This is a genomic window from Pseudobutyrivibrio ruminis (genome assembly GCF_015057245.1).
Taxonomy (GTDB): Bacteria; Bacillota; Clostridia; order Lachnospirales; family Lachnospiraceae; genus Pseudobutyrivibrio; species Pseudobutyrivibrio ruminis_E.
Genome location: NZ_SVET01000018.1, coordinates 31,201 through 55,083, shown reverse-complemented (window position 1 = coordinate 55,083; position 23,883 = coordinate 31,201). Strand labels below are relative to the sequence as shown.

Annotated in this window: 21 protein-coding genes; all 21 read right to left on the bottom strand. The window is 39.5% G+C overall.

Annotated elements, in window-relative coordinates; translation table 11 throughout:
* Nucleotides 1-202: 202 nt before the first annotated feature.
* Entirely contained in the window at nucleotides 203-568 is a 366-nt protein-coding gene (locus E7274_RS12360) for a hypothetical protein (protein ID WP_304176292.1), read from the bottom strand.
* Nucleotides 569-583: 15 nt separating this feature from the next.
* Nucleotides 584-1,012, bottom strand: coding sequence for a hypothetical protein (locus E7274_RS12355; RefSeq protein WP_304176290.1), 429 nt, complete (start codon nucleotides 1,010-1,012; stop codon nucleotides 584-586).
* Nucleotides 1,013-1,071: 59 nt separating this feature from the next.
* On the bottom strand, nucleotides 1,072-1,377 hold the full coding sequence (locus E7274_RS12350) for a WXG100 family type VII secretion target (RefSeq protein WP_090482474.1): 306 nt from the start codon (nucleotides 1,375-1,377) through the stop codon (nucleotides 1,072-1,074).
* 17 nt (nucleotides 1,378-1,394) lie between these two features.
* Nucleotides 1,395-1,679 carry a hypothetical protein gene (locus tag E7274_RS12345; RefSeq protein WP_090482472.1) on the bottom strand — a complete coding sequence of 95 codons (285 nt, stop codon included), beginning with the start codon at nucleotides 1,677-1,679 and terminating at the stop codon, nucleotides 1,395-1,397.
* 64 nt (nucleotides 1,680-1,743) lie between these two features.
* Entirely contained in the window at nucleotides 1,744-2,124 is a 381-nt protein-coding gene (locus E7274_RS12340; RefSeq protein WP_304176289.1) for a hypothetical protein, read from the bottom strand.
* A gap of 5 nt (nucleotides 2,125-2,129) precedes the next feature.
* A complete protein-coding gene (locus E7274_RS12335) occupies nucleotides 2,130-3,755 on the bottom strand; it encodes a protein kinase domain-containing protein (protein WP_442960418.1) in 1,626 nt (541 codons plus the stop codon).
* Nucleotides 3,756-3,822: 67 nt separating this feature from the next.
* The gene (locus E7274_RS12330; RefSeq protein WP_304176285.1) at nucleotides 3,823-4,605 is read right to left on the bottom strand and encodes a PP2C family protein-serine/threonine phosphatase; all 783 of its coding nucleotides are present in this window, start codon (nucleotides 4,603-4,605) and stop codon (nucleotides 3,823-3,825) included.
* On the bottom strand, nucleotides 4,595-6,076 hold the full coding sequence (locus E7274_RS12325; protein ID WP_304176283.1) for a trypsin-like peptidase domain-containing protein: 1,482 nt from the start codon (nucleotides 6,074-6,076) through the stop codon (nucleotides 4,595-4,597). The genes E7274_RS12330 and E7274_RS12325 overlap by 11 nt, the downstream gene beginning before the upstream one ends.
* Before the next feature lie 14 nt (nucleotides 6,077-6,090).
* Entirely contained in the window at nucleotides 6,091-9,447 is a 3,357-nt protein-coding gene (locus E7274_RS12320) for an Ig-like domain-containing protein (protein WP_304176281.1), read from the bottom strand.
* 310 nt (nucleotides 9,448-9,757) lie between these two features.
* Complete coding sequence (locus tag E7274_RS12315) at nucleotides 9,758-12,766, bottom strand: toll/interleukin-1 receptor domain-containing protein (RefSeq protein ID WP_304176279.1); 3,009 nt, start codon at nucleotides 12,764-12,766, stop codon at nucleotides 9,758-9,760.
* 23 nt (nucleotides 12,767-12,789) lie between these two features.
* A complete protein-coding gene (recR, locus tag E7274_RS12310) occupies nucleotides 12,790-13,389 on the bottom strand; it encodes a recombination mediator RecR (protein WP_033152660.1) in 600 nt (199 codons plus the stop codon).
* Between the two features lie 3 nt (nucleotides 13,390-13,392).
* On the bottom strand, nucleotides 13,393-13,734 hold the full coding sequence (locus tag E7274_RS12305) for a YbaB/EbfC family nucleoid-associated protein (RefSeq protein ID WP_028243206.1): 342 nt from the start codon (nucleotides 13,732-13,734) through the stop codon (nucleotides 13,393-13,395).
* Between the two features lie 15 nt (nucleotides 13,735-13,749).
* On the bottom strand, nucleotides 13,750-15,339 hold the full coding sequence (gene dnaX / locus E7274_RS12300; protein ID WP_304176278.1) for a DNA polymerase III subunit gamma/tau: 1,590 nt from the start codon (nucleotides 15,337-15,339) through the stop codon (nucleotides 13,750-13,752).
* A 33-nt stretch (nucleotides 15,340-15,372) separates the two neighbouring features.
* The gene (locus tag E7274_RS12295; RefSeq protein WP_033152656.1) at nucleotides 15,373-16,446 is read right to left on the bottom strand and encodes a 6-phosphofructokinase; all 1,074 of its coding nucleotides are present in this window, start codon (nucleotides 16,444-16,446) and stop codon (nucleotides 15,373-15,375) included.
* Between the two features lie 29 nt (nucleotides 16,447-16,475).
* On the bottom strand, nucleotides 16,476-17,912 hold the full coding sequence (locus E7274_RS12290) for an aminoacyl-histidine dipeptidase (protein WP_304176275.1): 1,437 nt from the start codon (nucleotides 17,910-17,912) through the stop codon (nucleotides 16,476-16,478).
* A gap of 20 nt (nucleotides 17,913-17,932) precedes the next feature.
* Nucleotides 17,933-19,192, bottom strand: a complete 1,260-nt coding sequence (locus E7274_RS12285; RefSeq protein WP_304176273.1) for a tocopherol cyclase family protein — start codon at nucleotides 19,190-19,192, stop codon at nucleotides 17,933-17,935.
* Nucleotides 19,193-19,209: 17 nt separating this feature from the next.
* Nucleotides 19,210-19,713, bottom strand: coding sequence for a transcription elongation factor GreA (greA, locus tag E7274_RS12280; RefSeq protein ID WP_033152652.1), 504 nt, complete (start codon nucleotides 19,711-19,713; stop codon nucleotides 19,210-19,212).
* A gap of 133 nt (nucleotides 19,714-19,846) precedes the next feature.
* Nucleotides 19,847-21,379 (bottom strand): bifunctional metallophosphatase/5'-nucleotidase, encoded by a 1,533-nt coding sequence (locus E7274_RS12275; protein ID WP_304176271.1) that lies wholly within the window; start codon nucleotides 21,377-21,379, stop codon nucleotides 19,847-19,849.
* Nucleotides 21,380-21,390: 11 nt separating this feature from the next.
* The gene (gene phnE, locus E7274_RS12270) at nucleotides 21,391-22,200 is read right to left on the bottom strand and encodes a phosphonate ABC transporter, permease protein PhnE (protein ID WP_044936684.1); all 810 of its coding nucleotides are present in this window, start codon (nucleotides 22,198-22,200) and stop codon (nucleotides 21,391-21,393) included.
* A gap of 12 nt (nucleotides 22,201-22,212) precedes the next feature.
* The gene (gene phnE, locus E7274_RS12265) at nucleotides 22,213-23,037 is read right to left on the bottom strand and encodes a phosphonate ABC transporter, permease protein PhnE (RefSeq protein WP_033152647.1); all 825 of its coding nucleotides are present in this window, start codon (nucleotides 23,035-23,037) and stop codon (nucleotides 22,213-22,215) included.
* Between the two features lie 4 nt (nucleotides 23,038-23,041).
* Nucleotides 23,042-23,815 carry a phosphonate ABC transporter ATP-binding protein gene (gene phnC, locus E7274_RS12260; RefSeq protein ID WP_304176270.1) on the bottom strand — a complete coding sequence of 258 codons (774 nt, stop codon included), beginning with the start codon at nucleotides 23,813-23,815 and terminating at the stop codon, nucleotides 23,042-23,044.
* Nucleotides 23,816-23,883 lie beyond the last annotated feature (68 nt).

Genomic DNA, 23,883 nt, shown 5'->3' with positions numbered 1-23,883 from the left:
CTTTATGAGTTTCATCATTTGCAAATGCTTCAAATGATTTGATTAAATCATCTGACATTTCAAGAAACTCGTTATAAACCTTTTGACATTCATCAAAATAACTTCTTAGTGCTGCAACATCCCACTCTATATCTACTTCGCCTACTTCTATGTTCCCCTTCTCGTCTGCGTATGGCATAATAAATCTCCCTTTTATCACATCTTAGGCAATAGTTTGCCCTGTCATTCTTACACTTTCTGTTTGAGCAGTTCTTTTGCTTTCTTCATCAACATTAAGATAGTTTTCTTTAATGTTGTCCATAGTTTCTGTAATCATAAAAACCTGTTCCTTTAACTGCTTTAATAAATCAACCATATTGTGGTCTTCTTCCTCATATTTAGGAACAGTAACATTGTTGCTTGTAAAAGCATCTACTTCTGAATATGCTTGATCTGTACTTATGATTAATTCAGCCTGATCTTCTATTCCTTTAACCAGCTCTTCATATACTTCCTGGTCAATCTGTATTTCTGATGAGCTGGTTCCAGATCCACACTCACGCCTTCCCTTCTCGTCTGCATATGGCATAGCCTGCCTCCCTTACTATAATTGTGATTCCAAATCCGCTATTTTATCTTCTAAATCATCTCTCTTACTATACAATTCAGTTAGTTTTTCATTTGTTGTTTCAATCGCTGAATCAATATCGCTGCTTAAGCTATTTGTATCTGAAATATATAGTGTCTTTTCCGCTTTAGCTGTCATTAAATCGGTAGCCGCAGAATTTTCTTTATTGCCGCCCCACGGAGTATCACCTTTTAAATCATAGCTACCTACATAATCATATACAAATGTAGTCAAATCTTTTTTCATACATACAAGAGAACTATCTTCATTTTGTAGGATTCTAAGGATAGCTTCGTAATATTTGATTGCAGTATTTACCCCAACAAGCTCAATTTTTAATGCTGCTATTGCAGCCATTATGGCAGCTCTTCTAGCAGCTTCTTCTTGTTCTGCTGTTGTTCCCATTTTTGCCTCCCTTTATACAATATTCATATGGCGGACAAAGCCGCCATATGAAAAAAACCTTAGCCTACTGTATATGTAGGAACTGACGCTGATGCAACAGCATCGACTTCTTCAAAATCGTTAGCCTTTTGCTGAAGTCCGCTACCATATACTTCTAACTCTTCAACGTATTGCTTCAGCTTTATATCTAAATCCTCATAATTATCTAATAATGCTGGAGATGATTTTCCCTTTGTTGCATCTGCAATTGTTGTAATATTATTTCTTATTTGATTAAGTCTAGCCTCTAAGTCTGAACTAAAAGTAGTCAGCTTATTACTAGTATCAGCCATATCATCGGTCTGTCCGTAAATAATGTCTGCCATGGTTTATCCCTCCCTTTCTAATATGTATTACTTCCGTCAGTGGCAACTTCTTCATAATTGTTTCTTAATACGACTGTCCAATCATGAATAGCCATAATAGCATCTGACATTGATTTCATATTCTGTCCAAGTTCTGCTAGGTATGCTATATTATCCTCAGCATTACCGCCTTTCCAAGCCTCACTTAAAGGCTCAGCCAACCCAAAAACAGAATCTGCTATAATGTCCAACTCTGCTGCCTCTGTCACTATCGTGTTTAATGCAGTAGTGACTTCTTCCGTATTCATACCTGTTTCTGCCATTATTCTTTCCTCCTATTATAAAATTTTATTTAAACCCATTTTTTATGGTGTTTAATACAATTTGCTATATAGTTCTATCAGTTCCAGTTATTACTATGTCTTCTTCTATCTCAAATCCACTTGGTACCTCTGTCAATAACTGTGTTTCATCATTTAATAATTCTGTTGAAGTATCTAAGATTTCCGTTTCTGGACATTCATACACTTTTTTGGTTTTTAACATCTCAGATGTATTCCAGTTAAGAACAGCGTTTGACTTTTGTACCCCTGGAGTCTTTGTAATCGCTACTTCCTTGTTTGTGCCTATTCTTGTTAATACTCTAATCGAATGAGCTATATCAAATACAAACCACAAAACAACGGCCACTATGAGAAATGTAATCGCTGTAACAGCTAAAACTATGGCTATATTATTGAGTAATTGTGTTTGTTGAACTGTATCCACTTTTATTAATTCTCCTGTTCCGCCAATGAAATACTCTGTCTTGCTTTTTCTATATTGGTTCGCAATTCTTCTTCCATCGTCGTTACTCTTTCGATATTTACAGCGTCTGTGCTATCAATATCATTCTTTACATGTTCCTCAATGTTTTGTAATGCAAGTTCCATATCGTTATATGCAACACCATCTCTATGAAACTTTTCTGCATTGCTTGATATCTGACTTGCAAGCTCCTTATATATAACCAAGGCTGTGGTTGCATTATCCAATTCGGCAATATTGCCATCTGACAATGCCATTAGATCATCCCAGTAGTCACTATATGAGACACCGCCATCACCTGATTTATCTATTGTTCCTAGGGAAATATAATAATCTGCTATACTTCCCAATCGCACAGCTCTCTCCTTTTGACTCTGTTCCAAGTCTCCCTCAGCTGCTTTTTTGAACCAATAAGCTGACTGCTGTTTATTTCCAGTGCCTTCGTAGCTATAGAAATATGCCAAGCCTAATCGATATGCAAACAGTGCATACTCTGACCCATTTTGACTTAGGATATCCTCATATGTGCGATTTCCACTGGTAGTTATCAACAATTGCCTAAGTTCTGTCGCCTCAGCTTCTGAAAAATTTTCATCTGCCAAATAAACTTTATCTACCAGATTTATATATGCATCTGCCTTAGAAGGATCAATATTTATTGCCTCTATATAATTTGTTTCCATATCTGCAGAATTCTGATTTTTATCAGCATTATCTATATGTGTTTCATAGCCTGATTGTTGTAGATTGCTAGCATATACATGACATGTAATTGCAGCTACCCCTGTAATCAGCGCCATGCTCATTGCTGCAACAAAAGTTCCTAGCTTTACTTTTTCTTTTTTACGATAGTTTTGATCCAACTCATAATAGTGTTCTAAATCGTAAATTATAGACGAACATTTTTGATAGCGTTTTTCAGGATCAAGCTGTGTACACTTAAGTATTATTTGCTCCAATCCCTGTGAAAACTCCTGATTCCAATAGCGTATTGGATATATTTCATAAGGTGGCTCACTAGGATTTTTCCCAGTCAAAAGATGATACATAGTTGTTCCAAGGCAATATATATCTGTTCTTGCATCTGTTTGGCCATGACCACCAAACTGTTCAGGTGCAGCATATCCTCTTGTACCAAGACAGGTAGTATCTTCTATATTGTCTACCTTGTACTGTCTTGCTGTTCCAAAATCTATAAGAACAATAGTGCCATCTGGCTTTAGCATTATATTGGATGGTTTCAAATCCCTGTAAATAATCGGCGGATTCTGAGAATGTAAATATCCCAATACGTCACACAACTGCTTTGCCCATTCAATAACAAATTCTTGGGGTTGTGGGCCATATTCCTCCAGTGCTTTTCCTAAAGTATTACCTTCTATATAATCCATTACGATTAGAATGCTATCTTCGTAATCTATTATGTCTATAATGCTTGGCAAATTAGGATGTGATAAGTTTTTTAGCAACTCTGTTTCAGTCTTGATGCTTTGCAGATTTACATCAGAATCTATCATTGCATCTTTTCGGATTTCTTTTATTGCCCATTGCTTATTTGCACGCTCATTCATTGCAAGATAAACAATGCTCATTCCACCTTTGCCAATTCTATTTAGTATTTTGTATTTGTTGTCAATTACACTTCCTATTTCCAGCATTTTAAATACTAATTAATAACCCTGATATGTTATCCGTCTCTCCTCTATTTTTTACTAACTCAGTGAGCTTCTTTAACCCATCCCTTTGGGCTGCAAATTTCACTATTTCATTTGGATCTAGCTTTCTCCATAATCCATCTGAACACAATAAGTAGTTTTCTCCTTTGTTACAGAAGCCTGTATAAAAATCCGGCTTTACTTCTTCGGATGCTCCTATGCACTGAAGAAGTATGCTTTTCTTATCGCTATTCACGGCTTCTTCATATGTCATTTTTCCTAAATCCATTTGCTGCTGCACATAACTATGATCATGTGTTAAAAGACCTATTTGAGAATCCGTAAATACGTATGCCCTTGAATCTCCAACATTCATTACTAAGTATTCATCATTAACAACCACCATTATTACAACAGTTGTTCCTATTCTGAATCCCTGAGTGCGACCATACTCTTTTAGTTTTTCATTCATCTGCTGCACTATTAGATTTAACTGTATTTGAACCTGCTTTAAGGACTTATTATCCATATCGTTGGCGCTAAGCTCTTCCGTTTTTTCCTCTTTACTAAGTGCTCCCGGCAGTTCATTTCTAAACCACTCATCTATTCTACGAACAAAGCTTGAGCTTGCCATTTCCCCTTGGGATAAACCTCCCATTCCATCACATAAACATGCTACACACACTACATCTCCTGCAGCTGTTTTCCCTTGCTTTACCAGTAACGAATCTTGGTTTACCTCTTTTTTTGTTCCTATATCAGTATTGACGTCTGTTTTATAACTCATATTTAAACTCTTCGTTTGAAATCTTAATTACTGAACCATTTGAAAGCTTTTGCTTGCCACCCTTTTCCAGTTTTACTCCATTCAACCATGTTCCATTTGTGGAGTTACAATCCTCTAGGAAAATACCATTATTTGTTTGACGAATTGCAGCATGTTGCCTACTAATCGTTCCATTATCTTTAACATAATAATCTGCATGCAGGCTATCCTTTCCTATGGTGAAATAACCTTTGTTCAATGGTATTTTTTCTCCAGTTTTCACTCTTATAAGAGTTCCCATTTTAATCTGCTGGGAAATTCCTTGCCCTTGACCAAGGATAGTAGTTTCGCTTGAAGCTGGTTTGCCAGCTAATATAACAGTGTCTGTTGGCCCATAGTTGTCATTAGCAGCTTCAAACTTAAACGGGTCTTTTGGAGTTTTTACTCCCGGCTTATTTATAAAGCTTTGCATTCGGGCTTCTTCCTCTTGCTTAAGCTGCTTCTTTGACTTCTTTTTAGGTTTATCTTTATTGATTACAATAACAATTACTGTGGTCGTTATACCTGCAACAACTGCAACTATGCCAACACATATTATTACTATTATGTATGTAGGTATTCCCTTATCTTTTGTATCAGATATCTCAGTTTCAGGGGCTTCCTCTTCCTCTACAGGTCTTTCATATTCACAGGAATATTGAATTCCAAGGCCATCTAAAAGCTTTGTTATTTTGGTTGAGTCCAGTGCACATGAATACATTCCATCACTTGTAAGAAGATTCATTCCTATAACATATCCATACTCGTCTACAAGTGGACCGCCACAGTTATTTGCTCCTACTGCTGCATCACTTTCTATCACTTGAACATTTTGTAGATTTACAAGATTTACGATATGCCCCATGGTCATAGCCACTTGTTCATCTGAATAGTACTGGGTTTTAGAATCATAAGTTATTGCATCCGGATATCCCATAGCATATACGGTATCTCCTATCGCATAAGGCAGATTAGCCACCTCATAATTTTGTGATGTAAGAAGTGTGAGTGGACTCTTTGTATATATAGGCTGTGGCAATTGCAAAACAGCTAGATCCAATTCTGCGCTGGTATTTACAACCGTTGTACTAAGAACAACATCTCCTTCTACTACCACCTCTGTGGAAAATGAAATTTTCGCTACATCTTCCTCTGAATTTGGTAATTCAAGGTATTCTAAAGCTGCAGTAATAGTCTCATCATCAGGATTAAGGATGTGATTGCAGGTTATTACGTACTCACTTCCCTCTGAATCTCCAATTAAAAATCCCGATGCACCACATATAATATGTTTAACATTGCTCTCATCCGTAAATACGGTATTAACTTGAACAACACCATTTTTTGCGCTTTCAGCATTTGATGTGTCATCTGCAGCCTGCACTTTATAAACAGGCGAGAATGCCATTATTAATCCTAACGTAAATATACAAAGAGCCTTAAATCCCTTCATTAATAAATCTCCTACTATCTAGTCTTTATCTTTTTAAAAGCAAATACTCCAACTCCTGCACCTGCTGCACCAAGTGAAGCAACAGCAGCTATTGCTATTGGAAGTGCCGAACCAGCAGCTTTTGGTCCTGGAACTTCACTAATAATCTCGTTATCTCTTAGTTCTTCCGCTTTTTGCGAAACAAGCAAATTGTTATAACTAAGATTTGTTACATTACCAGCAACATCGGAACATGTTATTTCGATATTTTGCAAATCTGCTTTTTCAGGAATAGTCAGAGTCTTTGTTCCACCACTCTCTGCCAATTCCTCGCTTGTATAGCTTCCTAGCTCTTCTCCATTTAGTGTGATAGTCATTGCTGATACACCAATTGTGTCTGTAGCATTTACTGAAAAATCATGATTTGCTTCTTCGTAAGTTCCGTTATCTTCAATTCCTGATACAACTACACTTGGAGCTGTCATATCCATTAAAAATTCTATTTCAGCATCTTTGGATTGATTACTTTGCTTATTAGTCGCTCTATCCTCTGAGAATACAGTCACATTGTATATTCCATCATTGTTGAAATTATTTTTTCCAACAACATAGCTTATAGAATGCCAACCACGATCATTAGCCAAATCACTAGTGGTATATCCTCTACCTTCTGATAGTGTTTTTACATTTCCTTCAAATCCCACTGATACTTCCTTGTAAGCAAGGCTATCTACATTGATTTCTGTTATCACAACATCCTGTGGAGATGTAACATAATATCCATCAACCATATCTTTAGTTGCTTGTGAAAGAACATAAACAGAACCAAATCTATTTACGGAGTACTCTATCTTTCGCTCAGATTTATTTCCTGCCAAATCAGTGATAACTGCATTAAGAGTATATAAATCATCCTTATCCTTTTCATGAGCGATATCAGAAACCTTGATTTGATACCCATCGGCAATTGTAGTCGTAGTCATACCACCATTCACAAGTCCGTTATTTGAACCAGTAAGAGTTACTTCTAAACTTTTTTCCTCTAGGTTTTTGTCCGTTACACTTATGAGTGGCTCAACTGCTCCTTTATTTGCAGACATGTTTTCTACACCAGTTATATCTATAACAGGAGCTGTCGTATCTATTACAAATGAGCTGCAAGTATATGGATCAGATACATTTCCTGCCAAGTCTTCACAAGATACATTGAATCCGTACGCGCCATCCTTTTCAAATCTAATAGTCGCCTCATGTTCCTCATCTAAATCATAATATCCACTGATTTCAGGTAATTCATTTAGGCCTTCTTCTGAAGACTTTGTTATTACAGCCTGAGAAGCTTTTGTATTTATATCCTTGATTTTTATTTTTGCTGTTCTTGCAGAATTAAAATACTTTCCATTCTGTACAGAATTATTATCAAACTCTACAGATACCTCTGGTGCTTTTGTATCTATTACAAATTCGTTAACCGTTTTTGTTTCAGAAACATTTGTAGCTTTATCTTTACAGCTAAACTTAAAACTATATGTACCATCTTCTGAGAATGTTACCGTCTTAGTATATGTACCATCCCCTGACTGCTGCCAAGCGCCAATCTCTGCTTTGCCACCATTAGATGTTATTTCTAAACTTGTAAATTTATCATCTGTACTAAAGTTTTTCTCTTGAACCTTAATTGTTGCAGTTCTTGCTGCTTTGTAGTATTTTTCGTTCTTGACTTCATTGTTATCAAATGTAATATCTGCTACTACTGGAGCAGTTTTATCAATCGTAAAGTTTGTCTGTTCAAATGAGCCTTCTGCATTATTGTTTCCAGCTTTATCAGTTACGCATCCACTTACATGATAATCATCTTCTGAAGAAACCTTTGCTTCATACGTATATACGATATCTCCATTCTCTAATGGTTCGGAAGCTGTTTTCTTTTCGAAGGGTATTTTTTCTGTTGAGTTTCCTACTACTGTTAATCCTGGTAATACATCCACCGCATCAAAGTTAGCCTCAGTAATCTTAGCAACAACTATTACATCATTATTGTAGAATCCAGCTTCTGCTCCCTCTGAGCCTGCTGGTGCTGATTGATTGTTATAGGTTATTTCAAGCTTTGGAGGTTCGTTGTCTATGAATGTTTTTATGGTTTTTGTATATGTATTTGTTGTGTCTCCCTCTATGGTATAGTTAACTGTGTATGTACGAGATGCGTCTGTAGGTAGCTGGGCTTCATAAATGTTGTCTACTACCCATACATAGATATCCCAAGTCCATTCATATCCAAAGATAGAAAAAGTAATCTGTCTTGTCTCAAAGCGGCCATTCCCATCTTTTCTTTCAAATTCAATTGCCTGTCCCTGACCATATTCAATACTATTTACTTGAATCTTGGCATTTGCTTTTCCTTCGATTTTTAGGTTTAATTTATCCTCACTGTTACCACTATTTGAATACCACTTTATTTCGTTATCATTAACATCCTGCTCTGTTAATGTATATGTTCCATCACTACTACTTATTGTGTATTTAAATTTGTCGTTTTCTTTTGCTGCATCAGCATTGCCTACTATGTCATTAAGCTCATAATTATCTGCTGCAATCGAAATATTATCTTTTACATTATTGACTGCTACGACGTAACCAAGAGAATACATCTTTCCTACTTCGGGTTCTAATGTCCAGGTCACTGTTAGAGTTCCATTAGCACCGCTTCTTTCAGGTGTGCATATGCTATTCAAACTAAATCCCGCTTGGTTGTCTGTTGATGTCTCATCGCTATAATCATATACACAAATATCTACCTCAACGTTATCTAGGTTTTTATCTAATGCATAGCCTTCAACTTGTACCGTTGCTTTAATTGTTGTTTTGGAATGAAAGATTTTCTCTTGTTCTTCTGACTCTTCGCCTGTAACATCTACCTTTGTAATTACAGGCTTTGTTGACTGTTCCTTTGTATAATCGCAATTTGCATTTGTGCATTTATAGATTAGTTTGGTTCCATCCTCGCTATAGATCGGATCAGCAAGTACATGCTCGGTACATTTATCTTCATCTGAGCTGGCAGCTTCACCACCATTTTCGCCATTTCCATCCGATTCTTGGCCTGACGATGTTACCTTTGATTCATTCAAATCCACTCCATCAGATTCAGTAACAGCATCTAACGTAAATGTTTCCTGCTGGATTTCCTCTTCTGCATTCTCCTGTTCTTCTGTCTGCGTTTCTTCCTCCGCTGTTTCTTCTTCTGGCTGAATACTTTCATCTGTGATTGTATCTTCCTGACCATCCAAATTTTCAGCTAAAACGCCTATTTCTGATGTGGAAAAAAGTAATGCAGATAGCATTACTGCTGCCACTAATCGTTTAGTGACAAATAGAATTTTATTATTCTTCAAAACTTATTCTCCTCCGCTTCGTTGTGTTAATGGTAATTATTTCACAATTAATTCAATTTTATTCCTTTTGCTATTCATTTTCAATCTTTAACTATTTTATATTAAAAAAATTTATAACGCCTGCATTTTCGGCGTTTCTCTGTATCTCGTATAGGTGTATTTTATTGTTTGAGCCACAATGTTAAAAATTATTGTCATAAATTTTGACGTATTATAGGTAGTATATTAATACTTAATATCTTCCACGTCAATACTTATAATAAAAAGACCGAGGAATTTCTTCTTCCTCGGTCTTTTTATGTCTTTAATCTTATTGAACTAAATATTTCAGTTTTTGGAGTTCTGTTAACTTAGCATCTCCATATTTTTCTTTTACTTTTTCTATCAAGTCATCCTGTGTTTTAACATTGAACTCTGTCATTGTTGTTCCATATGCACTAACAATCACCTGCGCTTGAGGTATATATAATCTTCCGTACTCTGCATAATCTATAAATCCATATGTATTCAAATCAATTATGTACATATCTGTGTAATTGAAAATAGATAGTTGATTCTTTTCTTCATCATAAATCGTATATGACAAGTCATTAATCTGGTTGCTCATCAGGAACACATTCTTATCTTGTTGCCTATCGTATATACGGAAATACAAATCATCACCCTGTAAATACAATAGATTGTTGTCCTTAGAGAATTCTACATAAGAATATTGGTCTCCATAATATTCTATAGCGTTTTCCGCTTTCTTGGTATCCCAGTTATAGACTCTCAAATAACCATCTTCTGTTATGACAGCAATTATATTATCATCTTGGCTTGTCTTTATATCATTTACTTTGTAGTCCTCAAAAATTGGTCTTGACTTCCCTGAGATGGCATTAACCTTGTATGCTTTGCCATAAACATCTATACCATATACCGTTCTTCCGTCATTTGACACAGCAATGTTCCAGAAATTGAAATCAACCTCTCCACTGTATATTATTTTTCGAGCTTGTGTATCGATTACATAAAATTCCTTATCATCACCATAAGCAACATATTTCAAATTTGTAGATATTGCATAATCAGTACTAATAAGATCTTCTTCTGATATTTTGACTTCCTCAGTCTTTTTATCGCTAACTGAATAATAAATTACTGTCCCACTATAGGTTGGGAAGATGATTGTATCTTCATCTATATAATACAGTTTTCCGTATCGTCCACCGTCGATATCAATGGTTCCAATTTCTTCTCCAGTAACTGTGTCGAAAACTCTACAGGTGTATGCATTTGAGGCTGCATCGTTGCTTGTCTGTAATACAAATGTATCACCTGATGGGCTTACCGCTGCTCCGCCATAAAATCCTGTTTCCATCTCTGTTTGTGCCAGATAATCGTCATCCTCTTTAAACTTCAATACCATAAGATTTGGACTTCTAAATCCAGAAGATACAAATACCGCATTTTTTATATCAAAATCAATTAATGAATCCGAAACATCTACCAAGCCATCATCTGCCACTTCACCTGTTAAAGCATCGTAATATGAAAGCTTTCCATCCGAAGTTCCTACAAATAGCAATTGGCTGCTTCCGCTCATCATAAAATTTTGAATAAAGCCGTTTGTGGAGAAGGAGCATACATCTTCACCTGTGTACAAATCCAAGATGTACATCTTCTTTGTGCCATTTATTATCAATTGAGGATATTCCACTCCATCAATATCTAAGATTCTACTTCCTATATGAGAATAACTTGTACTAAGTGCACCTCCTATATAATCTACATCTCGCGACCACTTTATTTCACCGGTTTTTCTATCACACTTATATATATGCATTGGTGCATTTTCATATGACATCAACGCATCATAACTCATGCTGGCAATGGCAACATCTCCATCTTTAGTAGGAACAACATCCATAATTGCTCCGCCTTCAACGGGAATATCAATCATATCATCTGTTGTAAGATCAATTACTGTTGCATAGTTTGGATCTTCATCATTACCTGGCAAATGCTCAATATAGAATGTTTTACCATCTTTATCAAACATCATCGTAGCGCCAAAATCTGTCTCCGTTTGATTATCGTATTTCTTTAAAGATTCACCTGTTGCAGCATCGACAATTTCGACATAATCATGTTTCTCGTATTCATCATCATAATACGCTGTTTTTATAGCCACATACTTTCCAAAGTCATCTACTTTTGCAAATGTGATGCCATCCTCAGGCGCGTATTCATACTGAAGTTCACCTTGGTCATTATAACCGCGAAGATAATTCTCTGATGCAACAACAGCAATATCTCCTGCGAACCCTACGGCCCTAATGCTGTCATCTTCCTCTTCAACAACATCAACCGGCTTTTTAAAAGTGCATTCACCGTTATCCAAATTCCAGATGTAAATCTTGTTATTGTTATCTACTGATATGACTCTGTTGCCATCTTCATTAATAGCAAAATCAGAAATATTTACATCATGATTCAGCTTTAAATCATGCTCCAGATTTAATCCTAGATTATAAGTGCCAAGAGCCTGAGACAGCGCAAACACTGGGTCTGTCACATATGGACGGCCGTTTTCTTCGGTACCTATTCCCTCCATTGCAACTAAGGCTGCTGTTTTGGCATCACCATCATCTAGCACATCAAGTGATGTGGCAGCAATTACCCTAGCTTCATTTACAAGCTTTTGCTGATACTCTTCATTTATCTTTGCAAGGTTGTAAGCTGTGTATCCACCAAATGCCACGGCGATAGCTGCAATAGCTGCTGCAATCCCAACATTGCGGCGCATCTGGCGCTCTCTATGGCGCTGCTTTAAATCGTCATAATCTACATGCAAAATAGAAGCAGCTAGACGAAGTGTCTCTGTCTTGAGCTTCTTCTTTACCTCTTTCTTGTTTTTACCTCTAACATCTGCTGCAAGAGGCTCCACAAGATTGCCATTTTCATCTGTTAAAAGCTGTGGTGGAAATGAATCTGCTGGTTCTCCATCTACAAGCACTGCTAAGATATTCTCACGGCCGTGCATCTCAATGAAGGTGTCGATTTCCTTCATTACCCAATATGAATCTTTTGTCTGTGGAGAACAAATGACAACTAGAAAGGCTGCCTCTCTAAGAGCTGCCTCAATATTAGAGCCCAGGTCGCTTCCGATTGGAAGCTCCTCCTGGTCTCTGAAAACTCTATCTATCTTTTTTCTGCCAATTTCCTTCTGAATCTTTCTAGGAATCTTGGTTGTCTCGAGAGCCTTGTGCACTCTCTTTGCCACAAACATATCCCGCTCCAAATGTCTGTAGCTAATAAATGCATCGTATTTCATAATCATTCTTCCCTTTTGTTTTTCTATAACTCTGTTCTGCCGTCTAGCGCTCGAAGCAATGTGACCTCGTCGATGTATTCCAGGTTTCCGCCAACTGGAACTCCTGAGGCGATTCGGCTCACCTTGATGCCTGTTGGTTTAATCAGCTTGCTGATGTAGGCCGCTGTGGTTTCACCTTCCAATGATGAGTTGGTGGCGATGATAACCTCCTCTACATCTGTCTGCTGCAAGCGAACCATCAATTCCTTCAGCTTGATATCTCCTGGGCCTATGCCGGCCATTGGGGAGATTGCTCCGTGAAGCACATGGTAAACGCCCTCGAATTTGCCTGTCTTTTCATAGGCCGCCAAATCTCTGGTGTCTTCTACTACCATGATGATGTTTTGGTTACGCTTTGGGTTGGAGCAAATTGGACATAGCTCATCATCAGTAAGTGTGAAGCACTGCTTGCAATATCTCACATTTTTCCTAGCCTGCACGATGGCATTGGCCAAATCGTTAACCTTTTCCTCATCCATCCCTAATATATGGAAAGCCAGCCTCTGGGCTGACTTACTTCCAATACTAGGCAAATCACTTAGCTCCGCTATTAAGTTGCTAATTTCTTTGCTGTAATATTCCATCTATTAAAATCCTAGTCCACCTGGCATCTTTGGCATAGATGCTGCTGTGATTTCATCAATCTTGTGAAGTGCTTCGTTTGTAGCTGCCATAACAAGGTCTTCAAGCATCTCTACATCATCTGGATCTACTGCTTCTGGATCGATGTGTACCTTTGTGATTTCCTTTGAACCTGTAACTGTAACTTCAACAACACCGCCACCGGCTGTGCCTGTAACTTCTGTCTCCTCAAGCTTTGCCTGCGCCTCTTCCATCTGGCGCTGCATACGCTGTGCCTGCTTCATAAGGTTGGCCATGTTGGCTCCACCCATTGCTCCTCCTGGAAATCCGCCTCTTCCTTTTCCCATATTTAAATCCTCCTATTACTCTGGGTCAGTTTCAATTTCTATACCTAATCCCGCGAAGTAGTCTCTTACGTCTGTTTTTGTGTTCTGTGAACTAACACCGCTGGAATTAATCTCTACTTTAATGGTTACTGTCTTGTGAATCATGCCTTCGATTGCTGCCACGATTTCATCCAGAACTTCTGGGCGATTAACAAAATCTCCTGCCATACGCTCGGAACCTGCTGGCTGGTCAAATATCAGCACAAGCTCACCCAAGTCATTAGTTGTGACTGTAGTAACCTCTTTCAAATACATTTTTATATTTGGTGCCACCTTGCCAAGCACTGCGTTCCAGTTGCTTGCCACCTGCTTTACCTCTTCTTTTACTGCTGCTGGTAATGGCTCCTTTTTTACAGGAGCTGCACTGGGTGTGGCGCCTTGTGCCTGAGGTGCTGCCATCACTACTTGCACTCCCTCTTCCACCTTTTTCTCAAGGTTTGCCATTCGATTGTTGAGCGCTGAAATATCCTGCTCCATCTGTGGCTTGCAAAGCTTTATCAGGGCTATCTCTATCAGTACTCGCTTTTGGCTGGCGTATTTGATGTCGTTAGAAAGCGCTGACAGAACTTGAATGTATCTCATTAATATCTCTATGTCAACCATCTGGGCTTCTTCTTTTAGAAGTGCCAGGTTATCAGAAGACATTTCAAGCACATCTTCCATATCATCTGAGCTCTTAATAAGCATCAGGTTTCGTAAATACCATGTGAAGTCATTTACGAACTGATTCAAATCGCGGCCCTGAGTGATGATTTCCTCAAGGATGCCAATGCACTGGGTGATTTCGCCATTAATGATATGACGAAGCAATCTGGAGAACACCTCTGTATCAATGGCACCAAGTACCTTTAACACATTGTCATATGTAAGGGTCTGGCCAATGTAAAATGCGATACACTGATCCAGCAAACTAAGGCCATCACGCATTGAACCATCCGCAGCCTTTGCGATGTAACGCAAGGCTTTTTCCTCTACCTGCACGCCTTCCTTATCCATCAGCTCCTGCAAACGAGCAGCGATTGTGTCGATGGAAATACGATGGAAGTCGTAACGCTGGCATCGGCTAAGGATTGTGATTGGAATCTTGTGCACTTCTGTTGTGGCCAAAATGAACACAACATAAGAAGGTGGCTCCTCCAAAGTTTTCAGCAAGGCATTGAAAGCACCGGTACTAAGCATGTGTACCTCATCGATGATGTATACCTTGTATTTTCCTTCTGTAGGAGGGTATGCCACCTCCTCAACAATCTGTCTGATGCTGTCTACACCGTTGTTTGATGCAGCATCCATTTCTATTACGTTCATAGAATTGCCGGCTGTGATTGATTTACACATGGCACATTCCATACAAGGGCAACCATTCTGTGGGTTCTCGCAGTTGATTGTACGGGCGAGAATCTTTGCGATAGTTGTTTTACCTGTTCCTCTTGTTCCTGTAAAAAGATATGCATGTCCTATACGGTCACTTTTTATTTGGTTTTGAAGAGTTGTAACGATATGGTCCTGTCCTTTTACATCTTCAAACGTCTGCGGACGGAACTTTCTGTATAATGCCATATAAGACATGTCAATTACCTACCTATTATTTATTAGCCTGGCTTAGTCGCCGAAGCTTATTCCGATTCGTTTTGCTTCCTCTATCATCTGGCAATCTGGCTCAACTACTTTGAGCTTACCAGCTACCTTTTCAAGTGGGATGCGCTTTGTCTTGCCATCTACCATTGCAATCATGTTGCCAAAATCGCCATCCATGATAGCCTGGGCTGCTGCAGAACCAAGGCGTGTGCAAAGCACTCTATCATATGGATCTGGGCTTCCGCCTCGCTGCATATGTCCTGGCACTGTAACACGTACTTCGATTCCTGTTTCTTTCTGGATGCGGTCTGCAATCTCGTAAGAAACTGATGGATACTTCGAAGTCTCAAGCTTCTTTTTGTAATCCTTCTTTGAAAGCTTAGCATCTTCTTTGGAAATTGCACCCTCGGCAACTGCAAGAATTGTGAAGCCCTTGCCTTCTTCCGCACGATGATTAATGGCCTTGATGACCTTCTTGATATCGTATGGAATCTCTGGAAGCAGGATGATATCTGCGCCTGATGCAACACCAGCATAAAGGGTGAGCCAACCAACCTTGTGGCCCATAACCTCTACGATAAACACACGGCTGTGTGATGATGCTGTTGTGTGGATGCAGTCGATTGTGTTACATGCAATGTCGATTGCACTCTGGAATCCGAATGTCACATCTGTGCCGAAGATATCGTTATCGATTGTCTTTGGCAGATGGATGATATTTAATCCTTCCTCGCGAAGGAGGTTTGCTGTTTTCTGAGTACCGTTTCCACCAAGGATAACCAGGCAATTAAGATTGAGCTTGTAGTAGTTTGACTTCATAGCCTCTACCTTATCAAGTCCATTCTCATCTGGCTCACGCATAAGCTTGAATGGCTGACGGCTTGAGCCCAAGATTGTTCCTCCTCGTGTAAGGATTCCTGAAAAGTCCTGGCTAGTAAGGAGTCTGTAGTCCCCATAAATCAAACCCTTGTAGCCATTGAAGAAGCCGTACACCTCCAGGTCCTTTACATTTGCAGCAAGTCCCTTTACAACACCACGCATTGCAGCGTTCAGTGCCTGGCAATCACCACCACTTGTAAGCATTCCGATTCTCAACATAAAAACCTCCTCTTAATTTTGATACGTTTTTAGTTCATATCCTCAATAACTTTTCTTACATAATTGTAAACACGCTCTGTTGAAGCGATAGATAAACGCTCCTTTGGAGTGTGAATATCGTACATCTCTGGTCCGATTGAAACTGCATCAAGTCCTGGAAGCTTTGAAGCTAAAAGTCCGCACTCAACACCTGCGTGGATTGTCTCTACGATTGGTGCCTCGCCGTACATATCTGTGTAAATCTTTACCATCTCATCTCTGAAGCTAGACTCTCTTAAATACTCCCATGCTGGGTACTCGCCGTGGATTGATGTCTGGCAACCGAATGCCTTTGCAACCATAAGTACCTTGCGGATAAGTGCGTTCTTTGCGCTATCTACTGAGCTTCTAAGTGAGCATGAGTACTTGATTTCGTCATCTAATACATTAAGGATACCAAGGTTAAGTGATGTCTCTACTAAGCCTTCGATATCGTGGCTCATTGTCTGAACGCCGTTTGGCATAGACTGAAGGAGCTGGATGAAACGCTCTGACTGAGCTGCATTTACGCCATCTACTACTACATTGCCTTCTTTTGTGATAACGATTTCCATCTCTGGGTCTGTGATTGCAAACTCATTCTTGATTGCAGCTGCTTCCTTTGTCATAGCATCAACAACTGCTGGAGTTGTAACAACCTTTGCGCTTGTAGCACGTGGGATTGCATTGTCCTTTGTTCCACCAACTAAATCTACGATGCAAACCTCGCCTGCCTCAAGACCTGCTGCGAGAACTCTGTTTGCTACGTAAGATGCGTTTGCTCTACCCTTATTGATTTCTGCACCTGAGTGTCCACCTGTGCAGTTCTTTACTTCGATTGAAACAAGTGCGCCCTTTAAAGACTCCTTCTTTACAGGGAACTCAACATCTACACGACATCCACCTGCGCAACCTGCAAGGAAATGTCCTTCTTCTTCTGAATCAAGGTTGAGAAGCTTGCGGCCCTTAAGCATTGAAACATCGATGCCTGCTGCACCTTCCATACCTACTTCCTCTGATACTGTGATGATAACCTCGATACGTGGGTGCTTAAGCTCCTCATCCTCAAGGATTGCAAGTGCCATTGCTACTGCGATTCCGTCATCACCACCAAGTGTTGTGCCCTTTGCTGTAACGAAACCGTCAACGATTTCAAGGTCAAGACCTTCTGTAAGCATGTCCTTCTTGCAGTCATCATCCTGCTCTGCAACCATGTCCATGTGTCCCTGAAGGATGATTGGAGCTGCATTCTCCATTCCCTCAGATGCTTCTTTAATCATGATTACGTTGTATAAATCATCCTGATAATACTCAAGATTGTGTGCCTTTGCGAAATCAACTAAGTATGCGCTGATTTTCTCCTCGTGATAACTTGGGTGAGGAATGTTACAAATCTCCTCGAAATAATGAAATACTCTCTCTGGCTTACAATTGCTTAATACTGCCATTTTATAAATCTCCTAACTATTTATTTATCATATTCACCGAACTCACATCCGATGTTATAAGCTTCCATATCGTCCACCAATTCCCAATCGAATTTGGCCATAGAACCATCCTCGTTGTCCTTGGTTTTCAAAATCTTTTTGTATAGCTTTAATTCGCCTACGCCATTGCCGCCATTCCAAAGATTGTTGTGGCGCTTTTCTCCATTTGGCGCTTCGTAATTAATAAGAAGCATGTCCTTTTTCTGACATGTGAAGTGGCCCTCTATCTTTGCAAGAGGTGTCTCCTGGGTGATATTCCAAACCACCTCATCGCCATCTGTGGTGCAAGCAAAATCTGTCTTTGTAAGAGTCCAGAACTTTGAGAAGTTGAACTCATATGGCTCGCCTTCATACCAGACTGCACCAAGGATAACATTTTCAAATGTCTTTCCTGTGCGAATCTTTGGACGTCCGCCACCTATATCAAATGCTGTATTTTCAAGCCACTGACCGGTGAGTTTGCTCTTTAAATGAGAGCTTGCCAACCATACCCATGGGGATGTGAAATCCTTTCCCCAGTTTTTATCTGCATAGCCGTAGCAGCTGTCCTTATCTACAACATATTCTTCACCATCTAATATAACAGAGCCGTTGAAGAATGTCTTCATTCCCTCGGCGTGCCAGAACATTTCGAAGGCCTCTAATTCACGTGATGCCCAGCTTGCGCCGTAACCCACGTTGAAGGCAATGTTCTTTTCGATGTTTAGGTCCCAAATCATCTTGCCTGACTGGCACATCCACTCTGGATGATTTGCTGCATCCTCCTCTGTCACCTCCACCATACCAAGGGTACGTGTCTCTGAGCAGAAGCAGTTATCTGCGCTAATCAAAAATGGGGCGTCTTCCTTTATATTGACCTGGTTCCAGCCAAAGAAACGATGAAGCTGCTTTGCGCCCTCACCCCAGCATCCTGCCTTTACCATCATATAAGATGGCTTTTTGCCTGCTGCTTTATTCTCTGGAAGCTGGCCAAACACTGGCTCATCCCCACCAAGCTCTGGGTTGATTGTAAAAAACTCTATAAAGAATGCCTTTTCCTCACCTGTCTTTTTGTTGTGACCTGTGAAGCTATGCCACCACCAGTCATAACCCTCACTGGCCAAGGCACCCTTTAACATGAAGTTGTTTCTCAAAATATCAGAGTGATTAAAGCTGCCCTCGATGAGCTTTTCCTTCACATCTAGGCCGTCTATTTTTTCAAGAACTGTCTCCCCTAGTTGACTAATCTTTTCCTTTACCATAATTCTGTCCCCGCTGTTTAATAACGCTTGATTTGATCATCCTCATCAGTTGTAGTCTTATCGATATTACGAATTTCTACCTCGTATGAATAGCTGTCATTAACCTTTACTGTTGCTTTATCACCAACATGCTTTCCTCGGATGGCTGCACCTAAAGGCGATTCTATGGAAATAAGTCCCTTTAATGAATTGCCTCGAATGCTTGTAACAAGCTTATATGTTTCCTCGCAATCATCCTCTGGAATGTATATTGTAACTGTATTATTTATACCAATCTCATCATCTGCACTTGTATCATCTACTACCTCTGCAAACTTAAGCATTTTTTCAAGATAACGTATACGGCTATCATTCATATTCTTTGCTCGTTTTGCCTCATGATACTCAAAGTTCTCCGAAAGATCACCCTGTGCTCTGGTTTCTTTTACTTCTTCTAATAACTTTGGTCTAAGAACTAGCTTGCGCTCATCTATCTCGGCCTGAATCTTTTCTATATCTCCTTTTGTAAGACGCTCGCCCATTGTACTGCCTCCTAATTCTTACTATATAATTTCTCAATCTGTATTATACCACAAGTGATGCTGTATCTAAAAAGCAATCTTCAACTAATATAGCCAAATATCAAAAGGCGCCGCTATACGCGACGCCATCTTATTAATACACAATCTTAAATTTGCTATTTACAATTTCCCCGACAGGAGTGTTCTTCCTGATGAAATCAATAACCAAGTCTGGCATTTCTTCTGAGTAGCTGCGAGCGAGAGGGGCTTTGCCGATGCATTCGTAGCCACCGGTGCCTGTTGCTCGGTAGTTGCTGGTGGAAAGTGTGTAAGTTTCTGTGTCAGAAAGCTCTGTGCCGTCCAGCTTTTTGAGAGTGACAACTCTGTCCCCTACTGGGCGAGTGATATCAAATGTGTACTCGAGGCCAGCGTAGAAATCATAGTTGTAGTGCTCCACCTTTGGCTCAAGGAATACCTTGGAAATCTTTACTTCCTTAGTAGCAGCATCGTAGTCAAAGTACTCAGCGCATCTTTCCAATGCTTCCTTGATAACTGCCTTTGTTACCTGCTTTACTTCTACCGTATTTGCGAATTGGTAAATAGCAAGTACGTCTCTTACAGTGATCTCCTTCTTTAGTCCAAGTGGATCATTTGCAAGGCTAGTGCAAGAGAAATCTGCTCCTGTAAAATCAAGCTGCACCTGATTGAAAATAGCTGCTACCTTGCTGCCATTTACTGCTGCATCTATCTTTGACTCTGGAGCAATTTCCTTTTCCAATGAGCCGATTGGCTGATCCAACCAAACCTCTACGCAGTCAGTTAAGTCATCCATGAAATTATGCTCATCGATAATGTACTGAAGTCTTTCATCAACAGGATTTACATCCACAAGCTTAGATGAAATACTAAGTCCATCATCGCCCTTTACAACCTGTAGCTCGCAGAACTTTGTGGCATTTGATGGTGGCTGCACACCGTAAGTACCAGCAATTTCAACACCCTCAACTGGCATATGCTGATGACCTGTAAGAAGGATATCAAAGCCAAATTCTCTTGCCATTTTGCATGCCTGATTTTCTGCAGTATCTGATAAAAGCTTTCCTGTAGCTAAGTCTTCTTCGAATCCACCGTGATAAACGCATACAGTGATATCGCATTTATCCTTGAGATACTCATACTCTTCTTTGAGCACATCCATTGGTTCGAGCACCTGGAGAAGCTCCAAATTTGCTGACTGCTCCCACACATTTACATAGCCTGTAACTGCACCTGTGATACCTATCTTTGTGCCGTCTGCCATTGTATGAATCACATGCTTTTTAATATCAAGCTTGCCACCCTTATCCAAAACATTAGCGCAGACAAGTGTGGCATTCATGCTATTTGCATAATCAACAATTGCATCATAGCCAAAGTTGAAATCGTGATTACCAAATGTGTAGTAATCAAGGCCCATTTCATTGAAGCCCTCGGCCATAGGATGGAAATTGTATTCATCCTTGTGCTCTAAATAATATGTCATAAGTGGAGTTCCCTGAAGTGAATCACCACCGTCAATAATCAATGTATCATCGTCTTTTTTTATCTGGGAAGAAATGCAAAAAAGCCCTGAGTTCTCAGGGCAGTTTTTCGCATAATTCACTGGAAAGAGATGACCATGTGTATCAGATGTAAATAAGATACGCATATTTGCCTCCTTTAACCTCTAGTGAGCTTAGTTCTGATTTTTGTTGAGATGTACTCAATAACAAGAATCAATATAATTAATCCAGCAAGGATTGCTCCTGCCTCGTTCCATCTGTATGCATTCATTGCAAAGATAAGTGGAGCACCGAAACCACCGGCACCTACTAAACCAAGGATTGTTGCATCTCTAAGGTTGATATCAAATCTGTAGATTGCTGTTGATGCAAAGTTTGGCATAAGCTGTGGCAAAATACCGTAGCGGATTTTCTGCCATGTGCTACATCCTGCTGCATCAAGTGACTCGATAACGTGGATATCCAAATCCTCGATTGCTTCTGTATACATCTTTGTAATCATACCAACTGAGCAAACACCCATTGTGAGAAGACCGGCGAAAGCACCAGGTCCTGTAACACGGATAAACATAAGACCATATACAAATGCTGGGATTGTACGAATGGCCATAAGAACGATTCGTCCAATGAAAGCGATTGGCTTTGGTACTAAGTTTACTGCTGAAACAAAAGCAAGTGGTATTGAAATGATAGCACCTACGATTGTACCAAGGAAAGCGATACAAATTGTTTCAAGCATCAAATAAGGTACGCCTGATGTGGAAAAGTCAAACAAAAATCCAAGGTCAGGTGTAAAAAGTCCCTTGATGATGTTCCATGCGATAGTGCTGCTTCCATCTGCTGCACCTGTTGCCTCAACTGCACTGCAGCTCCAAATAATAAGCGCAAGTGTGATTACAGCGATGCATGTATTGTAAACCCAATTCTTGGGTCTCTTTTCATAAGCTTGTTCTATTCTACTATTCATTACGCACCTCCATTAAACCAATTTCTTACGGAAATATCTGCTGATTGATTCAATGATAAATACCGTAACGAAGAGTGCTATAAGAATCATACCAACGCTTGGATAATCTCTCCAAGAAATACGCTCGTTAAGAATAATACCGATACCGCCGGCACCTACATAACCAAGTACTGCTGCATATCTAACGTTTCCTTCGAAGTTGAAGAGGCAGTTAGATAAGAAGAATGGTAATACCTGTGGGATAATTGCTGTAATGAATGCCATTGGACGTGTTGCACCCATAGCTTCCATTGCCTCAAATGAACCCATATCAACTGTTTCGATTTCCTCGTATGTAAGCTTTCCAATGTAAGCAAATGAGAAAACAGCGATTGAAATAGTACCTGCAAGTGTACCGAATCCTACGATAAGTGTTGCTACTAGAGCTGTTACGATAGTAGGAATTGTTCTTACGATACTAAAGAACAATCTAACGATTGAAACTACTACTTTGTTGCGACATACGTTTGTGCTGGCAAGCATTGCGAAAGGCACTGATAAAAGTGAACCTACTAATGAACCAAGAAGTGACATCTTGATAGTGTCGAAAATTGGTCCCCAAACGTAATCCATAAACTCTAATCTAGGAGACTTAAACATATCGCCGATGATGACGAAGAATTCTCCTATTCTCTGGGCTAAAACTGTCATGTTGAAGCCTGTAATCTTGACTGACAAAATACACATTGCCAAAATGATGATTGCGTAAACAGGGCCGCGGGAAGCTTTCTTCTCTACGGATTTGCCATTAGGCAATGTGTAAACGTGAGGCTTAAAAACCTTATCATAAATACTCATTCGTTTACTCCTCTTCTTCCTGTACGTTACCCTCGGCATCTACTTTGCCATTATATATATTTGCTAAAACCTCCGGTGTTACTTCACTGGCAGGTCCATCATAAACGATTTCACCGGCTCTGATACCAACAACTCTGTTAGCATATTTGAGAGCTAAATCAACGTGGTGGATGTTAATTAAGATAGAAATGTTCATGTCCTCGTTGATTCTCTTGAAATCACCCATAACCTGATTTGCTGTAACTGGATCAAGTGCAGCAACTGGCTCATCAGCAAGGATGATTGCTGGATTCTGTGCAAGTGTTCTAGCAAGAGCTACTCTCTGCTGCTGTCCACCTGAAAGCTGGTCAGCACGAACGAATGCTTTATCCAAGATTCCTACTTTATCAAGACACTCAAGTGCCTTTAACTTTTCTTCCTTTGAATAAATACCAAATACTGATCTGTACCATGGCATGTCTGGTACAAGTGCTGTTAAAACATTTTTAATAACTGTAGTTCTAGTAATCAAATTGAATGATTGGAAAATCATTCCAATTTTTCTTCTGAAACGTCTTAGCTGCTTTCCTGAAAGTGACATAACATCAACATCATCTACTGTGAGCTTTCCGCTTGTTACATCGTGCATTCTGTTGATTGTACGGATAAGTGTTGACTTACCTGCACCAGAAAGTCCAATAATAGCAACAAATTCCCCCTGCTCAATTTCAAGGTTTACATGCTTTAATCCCTCGAAACCATTAGGATATTTTTTTCCAACATCTTCAAATTTAATCATTTAATAACTCCATTTCTTTAAAAAAAGGAAGATACCGAAATATCTTCCTTTAATAGTTCGATTATTCG